This is a genomic window from Actinocorallia sp. A-T 12471 (assembly GCF_033875155.1).
Lineage (GTDB): Bacteria > Actinomycetota > Actinomycetes > Streptosporangiales > Streptosporangiaceae > Actinocorallia.
The window spans coordinates 398170-414139 of record NZ_JAWZTE010000002.1; the positions used below are offsets into that span (position 1 = coordinate 398170).

The 15970-nt window shown below is 72.4% G+C and carries 13 protein-coding genes; 3 read left to right on the forward strand and 10 right to left on the reverse strand.

Going from position 1 to position 15970, the window contains the following annotated elements; genetic code table 11:
* The first annotated feature begins 290 nt into the window (after positions 1 to 290).
* Positions 291 to 992 carry an alpha/beta hydrolase gene (locus tag R9X44_RS06840; protein WP_319813130.1) on the forward strand — a complete coding sequence of 234 codons (702 nt, stop codon included), beginning with the start codon at positions 291 to 293 and terminating at the stop codon, positions 990 to 992.
* A 53-nt stretch (positions 993 to 1045) separates the two neighbouring features.
* The gene (locus tag R9X44_RS06845; RefSeq protein ID WP_319813131.1) at positions 1046 to 1570 is read left to right on the forward strand and encodes a hypothetical protein; all 525 of its coding nucleotides are present in this window, start codon (positions 1046 to 1048) and stop codon (positions 1568 to 1570) included.
* 252 nt (positions 1571 to 1822) lie between these two features.
* Here the strand turns inward: R9X44_RS06845 and R9X44_RS06850 are convergent, their stop codons facing one another.
* The 9 genes from R9X44_RS06850 to R9X44_RS06890 all read right to left on the reverse strand — a co-directional run bounded on the left by R9X44_RS06850 (position 1823) and on the right by R9X44_RS06890 (position 13450).
* Positions 1823 to 2863, reverse strand: coding sequence for a cytochrome P450 (locus R9X44_RS06850; protein WP_319813132.1), 1041 nt, complete (start codon positions 2861 to 2863; stop codon positions 1823 to 1825).
* A 2483-nt stretch (positions 2864 to 5346) separates the two neighbouring features.
* Positions 5347 to 7713, reverse strand: coding sequence for an endopeptidase La (gene lon, locus R9X44_RS06855; RefSeq protein ID WP_319813133.1), 2367 nt, complete (start codon positions 7711 to 7713; stop codon positions 5347 to 5349).
* Positions 7714 to 7965: 252 nt separating this feature from the next.
* Complete coding sequence (locus R9X44_RS06860; protein ID WP_319813134.1) at positions 7966 to 8928, reverse strand: M23 family metallopeptidase; 963 nt, start codon at positions 8926 to 8928, stop codon at positions 7966 to 7968.
* Positions 8925 to 9578, reverse strand: coding sequence for a winged helix-turn-helix domain-containing protein (locus tag R9X44_RS06865; protein WP_319813135.1), 654 nt, complete (start codon positions 9576 to 9578; stop codon positions 8925 to 8927). Before R9X44_RS06865 ends, R9X44_RS06860 begins: the two co-directional genes overlap by 4 nt.
* Before the next feature lie 213 nt (positions 9579 to 9791).
* Complete coding sequence (locus tag R9X44_RS06870; RefSeq protein WP_319813136.1) at positions 9792 to 10124, reverse strand: DUF3817 domain-containing protein; 333 nt, start codon at positions 10122 to 10124, stop codon at positions 9792 to 9794.
* 12 nt (positions 10125 to 10136) lie between these two features.
* On the reverse strand, positions 10137 to 10499 hold the full coding sequence (locus tag R9X44_RS06875) for a hypothetical protein (protein WP_319813137.1): 363 nt from the start codon (positions 10497 to 10499) through the stop codon (positions 10137 to 10139).
* Positions 10500 to 10529: 30 nt separating this feature from the next.
* Entirely contained in the window at positions 10530 to 11615 is a 1086-nt protein-coding gene (locus R9X44_RS06880; protein WP_319813138.1) for a glycosyltransferase, read from the reverse strand.
* A 7-nt stretch (positions 11616 to 11622) separates the two neighbouring features.
* A complete protein-coding gene (locus R9X44_RS06885) occupies positions 11623 to 12357 on the reverse strand; it encodes a DUF2334 domain-containing protein (protein ID WP_319813139.1) in 735 nt (244 codons plus the stop codon).
* Positions 12344 to 13450: a glycosyltransferase family 1 protein gene (locus R9X44_RS06890; RefSeq protein WP_319813140.1), complete on the reverse strand. Its 1107-nt coding sequence runs from the start codon at positions 13448 to 13450 to the stop codon at positions 12344 to 12346. Before R9X44_RS06890 ends, R9X44_RS06885 begins: the two co-directional genes overlap by 14 nt.
* Before the next feature lie 202 nt (positions 13451 to 13652).
* Between R9X44_RS06890 and R9X44_RS06895 the strand changes: the two genes are divergently transcribed.
* The gene (locus tag R9X44_RS06895; protein WP_319813141.1) at positions 13653 to 14909 is read left to right on the forward strand and encodes an MFS transporter; all 1257 of its coding nucleotides are present in this window, start codon (positions 13653 to 13655) and stop codon (positions 14907 to 14909) included.
* A gap of 209 nt (positions 14910 to 15118) precedes the next feature.
* Here R9X44_RS06895 and ddaH read toward each other — a convergent pair whose 3' ends face one another.
* Complete coding sequence (gene ddaH, locus R9X44_RS06900; protein ID WP_319813142.1) at positions 15119 to 15910, reverse strand: dimethylargininase; 792 nt, start codon at positions 15908 to 15910, stop codon at positions 15119 to 15121.
* Positions 15911 to 15970 lie beyond the last annotated feature (60 nt).

Sequence of the window (15970 nt, forward strand, 5' to 3'; positions counted from 1 at the left end):
TCGACGCCTCCCGGCGCTGACTCGGGTGGGGCACCCGTGATATCACGGAAATGCGGCGTGCGGGAGCTTCTCGCATCCGATGATCGGCTGACGGCCGGGCGAAGATAAGCCGTCCGACGCCGTCTCGCATATTTTCACCTGCGACAAAACCCATAAACCAGGACAAGTCTCTACCGCTGCGGTTTTTGGTTCTCGGGTGGCGCGGGAATTGTCAGACCCCCTGATTAGTGTCGGTGAGGTGGTCGGGGCGGCGTTCGCCCCGGGAGGCACGGAAGGGGAAGGAGGCGGTCATGGGTACTCCGGTGACGTTCGTCCTGCTGCACGGCGCGGCGTCGGACTCCTGGTACTGGCATCTCGTCGCGCCCGCACTGCGCGAGGCGGGCCACGAGGTCGTCGCGGTGGATCTGCCCTGCGACGACCCGGAGGCGGGGCTCGACGCCCACACCGAGGCGGTCGTGACGGCGATCGGCGGGCGGGGCGAGGTCGTCGTCGTGGCGCAGTCGCTCGCCGGGCTCGTCGCGCCGCTCGTCGCGGCGCGGCTTCCGGACCGTGTGGTGATGGTCGTCATGGTCGCCGCGATGATCCCCGCGCCGGGCGAGACCGGCGGCGCGTGGTGGGCAGCGACGGGGCAGCAGGAGGCACAGCGCGCGGCCGACCTCGCCGCGGGACGCGATCCCGACGCCCCCTTCGACCCCTTCGTCACGTTCCTGCACGATGTCCCACCCGACGTCGCCGCGGCCTCCGCCGAGCACACGCGCGACCAGACCTCGCGCGTCTTCGACGACCCGTGGCCCCTCCCGTCCTGGCCCGCGGTCCCCACCCGTGTGCTCCTGTGCCGCGACGACCGTCTCTTCCCCGCGCCCTTCCTGCGCGAGTTGTCCCGCGCACGCCTCGGCCTCACCCCGGACGAACTGCCGGGCGGCCACCTCCCCGCGCTCGCCCAGCCGAAGGCCCTCACCGAGGCGCTGCTCGCCTACGTCGGCGAGCCCTGACGTGTCGCGGGCCGGAACTTCCGCCGCGCGATGATCTCTGACTGAATGGCGGCATGAGACGCGGTCTTGTGGTGACGGGGGTCGGGATCGTGGCGGTGCTCGCGGGCGGCGCGGGCGTCCGCTGGTTCGACGGCGTGCCGCTGGTGCGCGCCTGCGAGGTGCTCACCGGCGACTTCGCCGCCCAGGTCCTCGGCGGCCCGGTGCTCAGCAACGACGACATGGGCCCGCGTTCGACCGAGTGCCAGTACATGAGCACGCCCGCGGGCGGCTCGGTGACCCTGGAAGCCCGCCGCTACAAGGCGACCGCCAGGGAGTCCGCGCCCGAACGCGCCCGCAGGCTCGGCCTCAGACACCGCGGCAAGCCCTACCCCGGCCTGGGCGAGGAGGCATACCTGTCGATCTACCAGATCCCCCACTCCCCCACGACCGTCCCGTCTCCGCAGACCGCCATGGGCCAACTCGTCATCGTCGTCGACAACGTCATCATCCGCGTCGGCGCAGGCGGCCTCCCCACCCCCCAAATCCGCACAACCACCGAAAAACTAGCCCGCGCCTACCTCTCCCGCCTCACCCCCTAACCACCCGCCCCTGACCCGCAGAACCCCCCGACATAAGGGACGAGGGCGGAGTCAGACCGCAAGGCCGGTGGGGGCGAGGGGCAGTCGGACCGCAAGGCGAGCGGGACCGCGAGGCGGGTGGGGGCGGGGGACGCGTCGGACCGCGAGGCGGGTCGGGTGGCACAGCGGGCGGGCCGCGCGGGGGTGGGGGCGAGGGCGGGTGGGACCGCGAGGCGGGCGGGGCCGGTCGCCCGCCTCGCGGAGTCGGGGCGGTCAGGAGTAGGCGACGGGGAGTTCCTTGATGCCGTGGATCCAGGAGGAGCGCAGCCGACGGGGGTCGCCGGTGCGGCGGATGCGGGGCATCGCGTCGGCGATCGCCTCGAACATGATGCTGATCTCCAGGCGGGCGAGGTTCGCGCCGACGCAGTAGTGCGGGCCGGTACCGCCGAAGCCGAGGTGGGGGTTGGGTGAGCGGGTGATGTCGAAGCGGAAGGGATCGGTGAAGACCGTTTCGTCATAGTTCGCCGACGAGTAGTACAGGGCGAGGCGCTGTCCCGCCTTGACCTCGGTGCCGCCGAGCGCGGTGTCGCGCAGGGCGGTGCGCTGGAAGGCGATGACGGGCGTCGCCCACCTGACGATCTCGTCGGCCGCGGTCGCGGGCCGCTCGGCCTTGTAGCGCTCCCACTGGTCCGGGTTGTCGAGGAACGCGAGCATCCCGTGGGTGATGGCGTTGCGCGTCGTCTCGTTGCCCGCGACGGCGAGCACGATGAAGAAGAACCCGAACTCGTCGTCGGTGAGGCCCCCGCTCTCCCCGGCCTGCACGAGCTTGGTGACGATGTCGTCGGCGGGCCGCGCGCGCCGTGCCTCGGCCAGGCCCATCGAGTACTCGAGGATCCCGGCGGCCGCGCCCGTCATGTCGGCGTTCAGCTCGGGGTCGTCGTAGCCCAGCATCTGGTTGGACCACTGGAACAGCTTGCCCCTGTCCTCCTGCGGCACGCCGAGCAGCTCCGCGATCGCCTGGAGCGGCAACTCGACCGCCACATCTGTGACGAAGTCGCCAGTCCCCTCACGCACCGCCCGCGCGACGATCCGCTCGGCCCGCTCCCGCAACGCGTCACGCAACCTCTCGATGACGCGCGGCGTGAACCCGCGCGACACGATCGTCCGCAGCCGCGAATGCTCGGGCGGGTCAAGGTTGATGAGCAACGTGCTCTTGAGCATCTCGATGTCCGCGTGCCCGATCCGCTCGTTGTACCGGATGAGCGCCGTATCAGCATGCGTGGAATACACCGCGAAGTCCCGCGACGCCTCCATCACGTCAGCATGCCTGCTGACAACCCAGCACCCCTCATCATCAAACCCCGACACCCCGCGCGGCTGCGGGTTCCACCACAACCCCCCGGCCCGCCGCAACGCCGCGAACTCCGCCGCCGGAATCCTCTCCTCAACCAGCCCCGGATCAGTGAAGTCAAATCCGTCGGGCACACCCACCAGCTCCACAACCCCTCCTAACGAAACCCCATCGGCCCCTCACCCGCCAGTACACCCCCACCCTCCTCCCCCCTCAACCAAATGAGACGTGAGTCTAGTCACCCGTCTCCCCAATCCCGCCCCCTCGCCCCCCGCCCCCCGACCCCTGGCTCCTAGCCCCCTGGCCCCTAGCCCTAGCCCTAGCCCTAGCCCTAGCCCTAGCCCTAGCCCCCGACCCGAACCACACGCCCACAAAGGCCCCGCACACCAAAAGCTCCGCACCCGCGCAACAGGAGCCGCACGCCCAGAAGGCCCGCCCCCCACAGCACCGCACACACAAGAGACCCCCACCCACCGAGGGTCCACACGCGAACCCGCAAATGGAGCCGCACACACACAAGGCCCGCACCCGCACAGGTCCGCACGCCGCAGGAGAGCCCCACCCGCAGAGGGGCCGCCCGCAATCGCACAGAAGGAGCCCACCCACAGAAGGCCCGCACCCCCACAGCACCGCACACGCAGGAGAACCCCACCCACGAGGGGCCCCGCGCGAACGCACAGAAGAGCCGCACCCGCACACGACCGCGCACACGGGAGAGCCTTACCCACGGAGAGCCGCGCGCACATAAGGGTTGCCACGACGCGGTCAGCCTCGTCGACCTCCGCGGGAGACGGGCCGCGCCCGCGTGAGGGCCGCGCGCGTGTGAGGGCCGCGCACGCGTGAGGGTTGCGCGCGTGTGAGGGTTGCGCGTGTGTGAGGGTTGCGCGTGTGTGAGGGTTGCGCGTGTGTGAGGGTTGCGCGTGTGTGAGGGTTGCGCGTGTGAGGACCACCCCCGCAGCGGGGTCGTGGTCGAACGGCCGGGGCGGGGCCGCACGCGCGAAAGAGCCGCACCCAACGCAAAAAGAAAAAGCGCCCCACGCGCGCAAGAGACCGCGAGCGCCCAGGAGACCGCAGGCGCAGAAGGGCCCGCACCCCGCAATAGGCCGCACGTGCAAAAGGAGCCCCACACACGCAAGGAACCGCACTCGCGCAAAGAGGCGCACGCCCAGACGGGGGCGCACACGGGAAGGCGCGCACGTGCAAGGTGCGAGAGGAGCGCGAAGGCAGGAGGGGCGCGCGAACAGGAAAGCTGCGCAGGTGGGAGGAAACGCGCGGGTAGGACAGGCGCACCTGGTAGGAGGGCGCGCGGGTGAGAGGGGCGCACTTGGGAGGGTGCGGGGGTGAGAGGGACGCGCGGGCAGGACCCTTTTGGGTCCGGGCGCACGGGTACAGGAGGCGCACGGGGGTGAGAGGAATGCGTAGGTGGGAGGGGCGCGCGGGCAGTAGGGATGCGCAGGTAGGGCAGGCAGGAGTGACGTGGGCGGGAGGGCGCGGGGGCAGGACGGCCGAGCGGGTAAGACGGGCGCGGGGCAGGACGGGCCCGGGGGTGAGAGGGACACGCGGGTAGGAGGGCGCACGGGTGAGAGGGGCACAGGGACAGGACCTTTTAGGTCCGGGCGTGCGGGTAGGAGGGGCACGGGGGGTGGGAGGAACGCGCGGGTAGGGCGGGCGCACTTGGGAGGAGGGCGCGGGGGTGAGGGACGCGCGGGCAGGACCCTTTTGGGTCCGGGCGCACGGGTACAGGAGGGCCACGGGGGTGAGAGGAATGCGTAGGTGGGAGGGGCGTAGGGGCTGGGAGGGGCGCGCGGGCAGGAGGCTGCGCAGGTAGGGCAGGCAGGAGGACGCGGGGATAGGAGACGCGGGCGGGAGGGCACGGGGCAGGACAGCCGCGCGGGTAAGACGGGCACGGGGGGACGGGCGCGGGGGTGAGAGGGACACGCGGGTAGGAGGGCGCGCGGGCAGTAGGGGCACATGGGCAGGACCTTTTGGGTCCGGGCGTGCGGGTGGGAGGGGCACGGGGGCGGGAGGGATGCTCAGGTAGGAGGGACGCGCGGGCAGCACGAGTGCCCGGGTACGACAGGCGTCCGGGAGGACAGGCGCGGGGCAGGAGGAATGCTCAGGTAGGAGGGACGCGGGGGTAGGACGGGCGCCCGGGAGGACCGGCGCGGGGCAGAAGGGATGCGCAGGTAGGAGGGACGCGCGGGCACAACGGGTGCCCGGGTACGACAGGCGTCCGGGAGGACGGGCACGGGGCAGAAGGGATGCGCAGGTAGGAGGGACGCGGGGGTGGGACGGGCGGGCGGGGTGGACGGGCGCGGGGACTGGAGGGGCAGGGGCCTTTGGGTTCGGGCGTGGGGGTGGGAGGGGTGTGCGGGCAGGAGGGTAGGGGCCTTGTGGGGTGGGGTGGGGGCCGGGTTGGGTGGGCCGGCCCCCGGGGTGGGGTGGGTTAGGCGGCTAGGGGGGTGGCGGTGGCGGGTTCTAGGGCGAGGGTGAGGGCCTCGCGGACGTCGGTTACGGGGTGGACGGTGAGTTGGGCGAGGATTTCGGCGGGGACGTCGTCCAGGTCGGGTTCGTTGCGCTTGGGGATGAGGACCGTGGTGATTCCGGCGCGGTGGGCGGCGAGCAGCTTCTGCTTCACGCCGCCGATCGGCAGGACCCGGCCGGTGAGGGAGACCTCGCCGGTCATCGCCACGTCAGCGCGGACCGGGCGGCCCGACAGGAGCGAGGCGAGGGCGGTCGTCATCGTCACGCCGGCGGACGGGCCGTCCTTCGGGACCGCGCCGGCCGGGACGTGGACGTGCACGCCCCTGTCCTTCAGGTCGCCGACGGGCAGTTCGAGCTCCGCGCCGTGCGAGCGCAGGTACGACAGCGCGATCCGCGCCGACTCCTTCATGACGTCGCCGAGCTGGCCCGTCAGGGTCACGCCGGTGTCGCCGGTCTCGGCGTCCGCGAGAGACGCCTCGACGTACAGGACGTCACCGCCCGCGCCCGTCACCGCGAGGCCCGTCGCGACGCCGGGGACGGCGGTGCGCCGGTCGGACTCCTTGAGCGACACCTCAGGGGTGAACCGGGGGCGGCCCAGGTAGTCGGTGAGGTCGTCGATGACGACCGGCAGCTCGACCTGGCCGAGCGCGACCTTCGCGGTGACCTTGCGCAGCACCCGCGCGATCGACCGCTCGAGAGAGCGGACGCCGGCCTCGCGGGTGTACTCGCCCGCGATGAGCCGCAGCGCCTCGTCCGGGAAGACGACGTCGCCGGACTCCAGGCCCGCCTTGTCGAGCTGGCGCGGCAGCAGGTGGTCGCGCGCGATCGTGACCTTCTCGTCCTCGGTGTAACCGTCGAGCGTCACCAGCTCCATGCGGTCGAGCAGGGGGCCGGGGATGGTCTCCAGCGAGTTGGCGGTCGCCAGGAACAGCACGTCCGACAGGTCGAGTTCCACCTCGAGGTAGTGGTCGCGGAACGTGTGGTTCTGCGCCGGGTCGAGCACCTCGAGCAGGGCCGCCGTGGGGTCGCCGCGGTAGTCAGCGCCGATCTTGTCGATCTCGTCGAGCAGGACGACCGGGTTCATCGAACCGGCCTCCTTGATCGCCCGGACGATGCGGCCGGGCAGCGCGCCCACGTAGGTGCGCCGGTGGCCGCGGATCTCCGCCTCGTCCCGGACGCCGCCGAGCGCGACCCTGACGAACTCGCGGCCCATCGCCCGCGCGACGGACTCGCCGAGCGAGGTCTTGCCGACCCCGGGAGGGCCGGCGAGCGCCAGGACGGCCCCCGACCGACGGCCGCCGACGACGCCCAGGCCGCGGTCGGACCGCCGCTTGCGGACGGCGAGGTACTCGATGATCCGTTCCTTGACGTCGTCAAGCCCCGCGTGGTCGGCGTCGAGGATGGCCCGGGCCCCCTCGATGTCGTAGGAGTCCTCGGAACGCTCGTTCCACGGGATCTCCAGGACCGTGTCCAGCCAGGTGCGGATCCAGGAGCCCTCCGGGGAGGCGTCGCTTGACCGCTCCAGCTTGTCGACTTCCTTGAGCGCTGCCTTCTCCACCTTCTCCGGCAGGTCCGCGGCCTCGATCCGGGCGCGGTAGTCCTCCTCCTCGCCCTCCTCGGCGTCGCCGTTCAGCTCGGAGAGCTCCTTGCGGACCGCGCGGAGCTGCTGCTTGAGCAGGAACTCGCGCTGCTGCTTGTCGATGCCGTCCTGGACGTCCTTGCGGATCGTCTCGGCGACGTCGAGCTCGGCGAGCTGGTCGCGGGCCCAGCCGGTGACGAGTTCCAGCCGCTCGACCACGTCGGCGGTCTCCAGCAGGGTGATCTTCTGCGCGACGCTCAGGTAGGGCGCGTAGCCCGCCTGGTCGGCGAGGATCGACGGGTCGTCTATCTGCTGGACGATGTCCACGAGCTGCCACGAGCCGCGGTGCTGCAGGATCGCCTGGAGGAGGCCCTTGTACTCCTTGGCCAGCTTGGCCGCCTCCGGGCCCGCGGCCGGGATGTCGACGGTGTCGCCCTCCACCCACAGCGCGGCGCCGGGACCTGTCGTGCCGGTGCCGATGCGGACCCTGCCGACGGCCCTGACGACCGCGCCGGGTTCGCCTCCGGGAAGCCTGCCTTCCTGCTCGACGACGCTCAGCACGCCGACGTCGGCGTACCTGCCCTCGATCCTGGGCACGAGCAGCACCCTCGGCTTGCCCGACGACACGGCGCGCGCCGCCTCGATCGCCGCCCGGACCTCGCGGTCGTTCAGCTCCAGCGGCACGACCATGCCGGGCAGCACGACCGTGTCGTCGAGCGGCAGCACGGGCACCGTAAGTCTCTCGCTCATCTCACTCCCCAGTCATGGTTCTTGAGTCACTCACACTCAAGAAACCAGAGCCCCTATTCATTCCCCAACCCTTGTTCGCCGACAGCGATCAACCTGACGAACCTCCACCGACCCGCAGATCCGCCCCAACCCCGGCGGCCTCCCCCGCATTCCCCGCACCCCGCCCGCCCCGCACCCCCTTTCACCCGGAGCGCGGACGGACGCGGGGCCTGGCGACGGACGCAGCCCCGGAGACGCCGACGGATGCCGGGCTTAGGGGACCTGGACGCCGGGTGAGCTGGACGCCGGGCCTAAGGGAGCTAACGGGGTGGCCAGTGGTCGGGCGGTGAACATGTGGGAGTTGGGCGGGCTGCCCGGGGTCGGCGGCGGGGTGGGGGAAGGCAGGCCGTACTGGGGGGCGACGAGGGCGGGCTCGAGGACCGTGGTGGTCCAGCTGAAGGGGAGGCCGGAGGCGGCGGGCGGGTGCGGCGAGTCCATCAGCTGGAAGTGGAGGTGGGGCTCCGAGGTGTTGCCCGAGTTGCCCACCTCGCCCAGCGGATGGGCGGCGGAGACCCGGTCGCCCACCCCGACCTTGAGGGAGTTCCGGCGCAGGTGGGCGTAGGCGGAGTAGACGCCGTCACCGTGGTCGATGATCACGTGATTGCCGAAGACGAAGCGCCAGCCGCCGACCTGACGAAAGAAGCCCTCGATCGCCATGTATACAAGGCCGGGCCAGGTGTCGCGGGCGCGGTGGTCGCGCTGGCCGCCGCCCGCCGCGACGACCACCCCTTCGGCCACGGCGAGGACATGTTCGCCGAAGCACGGGTAGTCCTCCGCGCGGCGTGGCAGGCCCCAGCCGTAGCGCGGCTTGGGGTGCGGGCCCTGCGCCGCCTCGACCACGTGCGGCACGAGGATGTCGATCGCGTAGGTCTGGCCGTAGCCCCGGCTGCCGTGCGCGGGGACCTTCGTGCCCGGGCTGTTGAGCGCGAGCCACCGCCCGACGACGGGGGCGGCGACGGGCACCGGCTCGCGCTCGCGGTCCCAGGCCGGGCGGACGAACGACAGCGCGAGCACCGCGAGGAAGATCCAGTACCACCAGAAGGGAATGTCGAACAGCACGAGCGCGAGCACGCCTGCCGCGAAGACCTTGACGGACACATCGCCCCAGCGGGCGATCGCCCGCCTCACCCTCGCGTTCACCGTGCCTGTCGTGTTCGTCGTGTCCGTGGTGTTCACCGTCGGCCTCCGAGGATCGTGGTGAGCAGGGGGACGACCCGCTCGGCGGGGACCTCGTGGCGGCCGCCCTCGCGGGCGCGCAGCCAGCCGGCCGAGGCGAGCTGGCGCAGGTGGTGGTAGACCTGCCCGGTGGTGCCCATGCCGTCGAGATCGGCGAGTTCGCGTGCGGTGCCGTGGCCGCGCAGCACCTCGCGCACGAGCCTGAGCCGGACCGGGTGGCCGAGCGCGGCGAATGCCTCGGCGAGCGACTCCCATTCGTCGTCGAGCAGATCGGCGGTGCCTGCGCCGAGCTGCCAGCCCGCCGTGCGGCCGTCGGGCAGCGCGACGTCGCCGACGATCATCACCGCGCCCGGCGCGGGCTCGCGCTCGCGCAGCCCCTCAAGGGCCCAGAACAGATCTGGTGGGGCCGCGCCGCCGTGTTCCGGCCGTGGCGTCGGGGCCGCGACCTTCCGTTCGGCGGCGACCAGCGCGGCGAGCGCGCTCTCCACCGCGCTCAGCCGCTCCTCGACGCTCCGCCCGTCACCCGCGCCCTCCGCGGCACCCGGTTCCGCACCCGCCTGCGCGACGCCTTCCGCACCGACGGATCCGCCGACGCCCTCGGCCGCCCCGGCACCGGCCTCTTCCGCACCGCTCCGCGCCTTTCCGGCCATGCTCCCGCCCCCCGATCACGCGACTACGTCATTACGTAATTCCGATTGAACATCACTCCACGTCATCCGTCAACTCCAAAAAAAGAACCCGCCCGGCGGTGCCGGGCGGGTTCGGGTCGTAGTACGCGGGCCGCAAGACGCGCGCAGCCCCTCTCCTCGACGAGGGGCGCGAGGAGAGGGGCTGGCAAAAATCTCGGGTCAGGCGGTCCCGGGTCAGGCCGGGGCGGGCTTGGCGGCGTCCCGTTCGGCGAGGACCTCGCGGGCGTCGGCGACGATGCGGCGCTCGATGAAGAACGCGAGGAACGGGACGAGCCCCGCGGAGACCATGACCGCCATCTTCTTCAGCGGCCAGGACGCCTTGGTGTACAGGTCGAAGGAGGCCACGAGGTAGACCATGTACAGGAACCCGTGGATCGGGGAGATGATCCCGGAAGGTCCGGGGTTGTCCCAGATGTAGCGCAGCGGCACGGCCACGAAGCACAGCAGGAGCAGCATGATGCCGACGACGGTCGCGAGCACGCGGTACCGGGTGATGGCCGCTTCCACAGGGTTCCCTTTCTAGCGCCGGTTCTGCGCGGCGAGCCGGGCAAGACGGCGGTTGTAGGCCGCCAGCTCGGGGTTCTCCGCTTCGGCTTCCTTGATCAGTTGGGCTTCGGTGAGGGTACGGACGGGTTCGGCGGGGGCCGCGTTGGGGTCCACCGGGGGTTCCTTGGCGGCCTTGAGCTCGTCGCGGATCATCTTGATCCACATGACCAGGACGAATCCCGCGAAGACGGGCCACTCGAAGGTGTAGCCCCAGCTTCGCGCGTTGCCCGCCTGGGCCCGCTCGAACTGCCACCAGCCGAACGCCAGGAACGCGAAGAAGAGCACGATCGCGATGAGGTGGATGCCCAGCCAGCCGGGTGTGAAGAACCGTTTCACGTCCCTGACACTACCGCCGCCCCGGGGCGATCAGTCCCCACCCCCACCGTGGACGTTGAGGAGGCCGTGCACGGCCTTTGTCCAGGGGTAGCGTTCGGCCCGCGCGCGGGCGGCGGCCCGCCTCCGCGCCTCCGGCAGGGCGAGCAGCCTGACGATCGCGTCGGCGAAGGCCGCGGCGTCGGCGGGCGCGGCCTCGCCCGCTCCCGGGACGATCAGTTCGGGGGCCGCGCCCGCGTTCGCGCAGACGACGGGCGTGCCGCACGCCAGGGCCTCCAGGACGGCGAGGCCGAACGACTCGACGGGGCATGTGGCGAGCGCCACGTCGGCGGCGGCGAGGAGGCCCGCCACCTCCCCCCGGACGCCCAGGTGGCCGTGGAAGCGCACGGGAAGTCCCACGGCCGCCCTGCGCATGGCGGGGCCGAGGGAGCCGCCGCCTATGACGTCGAGACGGGCCCGGTGCCCGCGCGCCAGCAGCTCGCGCAGGGCCGCGAGGGCGAGGCCGGGCCGCTTCTCCTTCGACAGCCTCCCGAGGAGTACAAGGCGCGCCTCGGTACGCGGCGGCGAAGGCCGGGGCCGGAAGGTGGTGAGGTCGACGCCGAGGGGGACGAGCGCGACGGACGGCGCGCCGATCCTGCGGAACTCGGCGGCGGAGAACTCCGACGTGGCCACGACGGTGTCGAAGGCACCGGCGAGCCTCCGGTTCCACAGGTCAGCGCCCCGGTCGAGCGCGACCCATGACGGGACGCGGGGCGCGAGGATCGCGTCGAGGCGTTCGTGGGAGAACAGCACCGAGCGCGCTCCGCTCCGCCGCGCCCAGCGGGCGGCGACGGTGAGGGTCGCCTTGTCGGAGACCTCGACGGAGTCGGGCTTGATCTCGTCCAGCGCGCGCAGGACGGGCCGGGGGTCGAGGACCAGGCGATATCCCGGCGCGACCGACGGCCCCGGCACGGTGATCACGGTCCCGGCCTCGGTCTCCCTGCGCGACCTTCCCGGACCCGGTAGCACGAGGAACCTTTCGTGGCCCGCCTTGGCGTAGCCCCTGCCGAGTTCGTCAACGGCGGTGCGCAGCCCTCCGGAGACCGGGCTGTAGAGGTTGGCGAGCTGGACGATCCTCATGCGTTCCTCACGCAAGGAGCGCGCGGTAGGTGACGGGCCGCGCCCCGGCCCTGAGCGCGGCGTCTATCGCGGTGAGGGCCGCCTCGTGCAGGCCGGGCCGGTCGAGGTCGGCGGGGTGGAGCGCGATCCTGAGCGAGCGGCCCGCTCCGGCGAGGGCGCGTGCCGCGCGGACCATCAGCGCGGCTCCCGTCCGCTCGCCCGTGCCGCCCGGCCTGTGCGAGAAGGCGGGGACGCGGAGGACGCGGCGGCGGCGCAGGTCGTGTATCCCGGTCTGGCTGGTCCAGTAGGCGAACCCGAGCCTTGCGAGCGCGTCGCGGGTGCCGGGTGAGGCGAGCCAGCCGGGCGGGGTGAACCCGTCGACGGCGAGGCCGGCCCGTTCCATGATCGCCATTCCCGTCCGGAGCCTGCGCGTCGCCTCGTGGGGGTCGAGCGCGCAGAACTCCCCCGCACCGCGCGCTATCAGGGTGTTGGCCCACTGGAGCCAGGGAGACCCGCCAGGCACCCGTGTGTGGGTGAGTCCGTGCAACGCGATCTCGTGTGCGCCGTCGACGGCGCGGAGGCGGCGGGCGAACTCGGGGTCGTCGCCGAGGCCGGGCCGTCCGCCGAAGGCGCCGGGGATGACGAGCAGACTTGCGGGGACGCCGCGCGCTTCGAGGTCGGTGAGCCAGGTCGCGGTGGCGGCTGCGGTCGCGGGGGCGACGTCGTGGACGGAGACGACGAGCCGTGCCTCACGCGACGGCACGGTCGGCCCCCGTGCCGTAGATGACCTCGGTGTAGTGGCCGAGGAGCCTGTCGCAGACCGCCTCCCAGGTGTTGCCGCGTACCGAGTTGCGGGCTGCGCGGCCCATACGCTCCCGCGTGGGCGCGTCGGAGGCGAGTGACGCTACCGCCGCGCGGAGGGCCGCCCCGTCCGACGGGGTGAAGAGCAGTCCGTTGACGCCGGGGCGTACGAGGTCGAGTGGGCCGCCCGCGGCGGGCGCGACGGCGGGCAGGCCGGACGCGAGGGCTTCCTGAAGGGCCTGGCAGAACGTCTCGTTCGCCCCGGTGTGCACGAAGACGTCGAGGCTGGCGAGGAGCCGGGCGAGGTCGGGCCCGGTCTGGAACCCTGTGAAGACCGCCTTGGGCAGCAGCGTGCGCAGGTTCTCTTCCGCCGGTCCGTCTCCGATGACGACGACGCGGACCCCTTCGAGCCCGTCCAGCCAGGACAGCAACTCGACCTGCTTCTCCGGCGCGAGACGGCCCATGTATCCGACGAGGATCTCTCCGTCGGGGGCGAGCGCGGCGCGGGTCGCGGCGCAGCGGCGTTCCGGATGGAACGTCTCCTGGTCCACTCCCCTGCCCCACAGGGCGAGCCGGGGGAAGTCGCGCTCTTCCAGGTCCCGGAGGGTCGGACGGGAGGGGGCGAGCGTCCGGTCCGCCTTGGCGTGGACGTGCCTCAGCCAGGACCAGAGAACCGAGTCGGTGCCGCGGAAGCCGTAACCGCGGAAGAACCCTGCGATGTCCGTCTGGAAGACCGCTACGGACGGCACCCCAAGCCGCTTGGCTGCGGTCGCCCCCGCCGCGCCGAGTACGACGGGAGAGGCGAGGTGCACGACGTCGGGCTGGAACGCGCGTAGGGCGTGCTCCACCTTGCGTCCGGGGACGCCGACGGTGAACGACTTGTAGACGGGCAGGGAGAGGCCGGGCACGAGTTCGACGGGCGTGCCCGCGTAGCTGTCCGGGCCGGGGGCCGGGGCGACGAGGAGCGCCTGGTGTCCGCGCGCGGCCAGGTGTTCGAGGACCCGGCAGACCGAGTTGGTCACGCCGTTCACCCTCGGCAGGAACGATTCCGCCACGATTGCCACCTTCACGGTGGTGATCGTGACGAATCGGGACGACCTTCCGACCTCAGGACGGAACCAGGCGAGAAAACAGCAGACGAACACTCGCGCTCGGTGACTTGCCGTCACTATGCTGACGCGCACCCGACCGGGCAGATCATCACAATTCCGGATATCTAGCCACGGCCGCCGAGGACTGACCATCGAGGGACGCGCGATGACCAGCACAAGTTCGGGACGGGCGTGGACGTCCCGGCTCGCCGTCTACCGCGCCGCGGTCCAGCGCCGCGTGCTCCTCGTGCTCACCGCCGTCCAGGTCGTCGCCGGGATCGGCATCGGCGCGGGCGCGGCGGCCGGGGCGCTCGCGGCCAGGCACCTTTCCGGCAGCGAGACGGTGACGGGGCTCGCCCAGGCGGGGGTGCTCCTGGGCGCGGCGGTGGTCGCCGTGCCGATAGCGCGCTTGGCCGCCGGACGGGGCCGCCGTCCCGCTCTCGCGTTCGGTTACGGCTGCGGCGTACTCGGGGCGCTTGTCGCACTTGTCGCGGTTGCCCTCGGAACGTGGGAACTTCTGCTCGCCGGGACGCTGCTGCTCGGCGGCGGGAGCGCGGCGGGGCTCGCCGCGCGGTTCGCCGCGACCGACCTGTCGCGGCCCGGGCACCCCGCCCGCGACCTCAGCATCATCGTGTGGGCGGCGACCGGCGGCGCGGTCGCGGGTCCGCTGGTCGCGGGGCAGCTCGACGACACCGGCGGCCACCTCGGCGTCTTCGCGCTCGCCGCCGTCGTGTTCGCGATGGCCGCCGTCGGCGCGTTCGCGGGGCTGCGGCCCGACCCGCTGCAGGTCGCGCACGAGGGCAGCGCGCGCGGCGCGATCGCGCCCGAACGGTCGCTGCGGGTCGCGCTCGGCGTCCTCGGCCGCTCCCCCAGCGCGCGGGTGGCGGTGGCGGCGATAGCCGTAAGCAATGTCGCGACCTTCGCGCTGATGACGGCGACGCCCCTTCACCTCGACCGGGGCGGCGCGGACGCCGCCGACCTCGGCATCGTCCTCAGCCTCCACTTTGCGGGCATGTACGCGCTGTCGCCTCTGGTCGGCTGGTTCGCCGACCAGTTCGGCCACGTGCCCGTGCTGCTGCTCGGCCAGGTCCTGCTCGTGCTCGCCGCGCTGACGGCCGGGCTCGCCGCGCCGTCGGCGGTCGCCCAGTCCGGGCTTGCCCTGCTGCTGCTCGGGCTCGGCTGGTCGTGCGGGCTCGTCGCGGGATCCGCCCTGCTCACCGAGTCCGTCCCGGTCGACCTGCGCCCGTCCGTGCAGGGCCTGTCCGACGTGCTCATGAACGCCGCGGGCGCACTCGCGGTCCTCGCCGCAGGTTCCCTCGCCGCCTTGGACTCCTACGCCGCCCTGGCGGGCCTCATCCTCGTCCTCGCCCTCCCCATGGGCACCGCCCTCCTCCTCGCCCGCCGCATCGCCACCCCCGCCTGACCCGCCAGCGTCACACGACCCCCCGCGCGCAGTGCGCGACCGACCTTGTCGTCGCCGTACCTGTGCTCCATCTCCACGACCCGCCGCGCGCAGTGCGCGACCCGCCGCCGTCGTAGCCGTAGACGGACTGCGCGCACACGACCGCCGCGCGCAGTGCGCGACCAACTCGAGGAGCGGTGGCAGGGTCTTCTTGTTGGGGTGCGGTGGGGTCAGCGGCGTAGTTCCAGGGTGCAGCATTTGGGGCCGCCGCCGGCCTTGTGGAGTTCGGTGAGGGTTATGGGGATGGGGCGGTAGCCGCGGCCGTTGAGGGCGTGGGCGAGGTCGGTGGCTGCTTCGGTGAGGATGACGTTTTCGCCGTCGCAGACGGAGTTGAGGCCGAAGGAGGCGGCGTCGTCGGCTGACGCCTCGACTGCCTTGGGGAACATGTCGCGGAGCAGGGCGAGGCTTTCTGTGGCGAAGGCGCCGGGGTAGTAGCAGACGTTGTCGCCGCCGAGCGTGAACAGGGCCGTGTCCAGGTGGTAGAAGCGCGGGTCGACGAGGTGCAGCGTCACCACGGGGCGGCCGAGGAACGCCTCGGCCTCGCGGTGGGCGGCGACCGTGGTGCGGAAGCCGGTTCCGGCGAGGATGACCTCGTCGAGCGTCAGGATGTCGCCTTCGCCCTCGTTCACCTCCTGCGCACTGAGCACGTCGGCGAAACCGTTCGCGCGGAACCATGCCTCGTAAGCCGGGCCCTCGGCAGCGCGCTCGGGGTGCAGGAACCGCGCGCCGTACACGCGGCCGTCCACGACGGTCGCGCCGTTGGCGGCGAACACCATGTCGGGCAGGCCGGGCAGGGGGTCGATGAGCTCGACCGTGTGGCCGAGGCGCAGGTAGACCTCGCGCAGCGCCTCCCACTGGGCGACGGCCAGGGCGCGGTCCGCGCCGCGCGCCGGGTCCATCCACGGGTTGATGGCATAGGCGACGTCGAAATGCGTGGGCCGGCACATGAGGTATTCCGTCATGCGGCCACTGTAGGAAGCCCCGACCCGCGAACCAATGCGCCGATGCTGCGTCTTACCCGC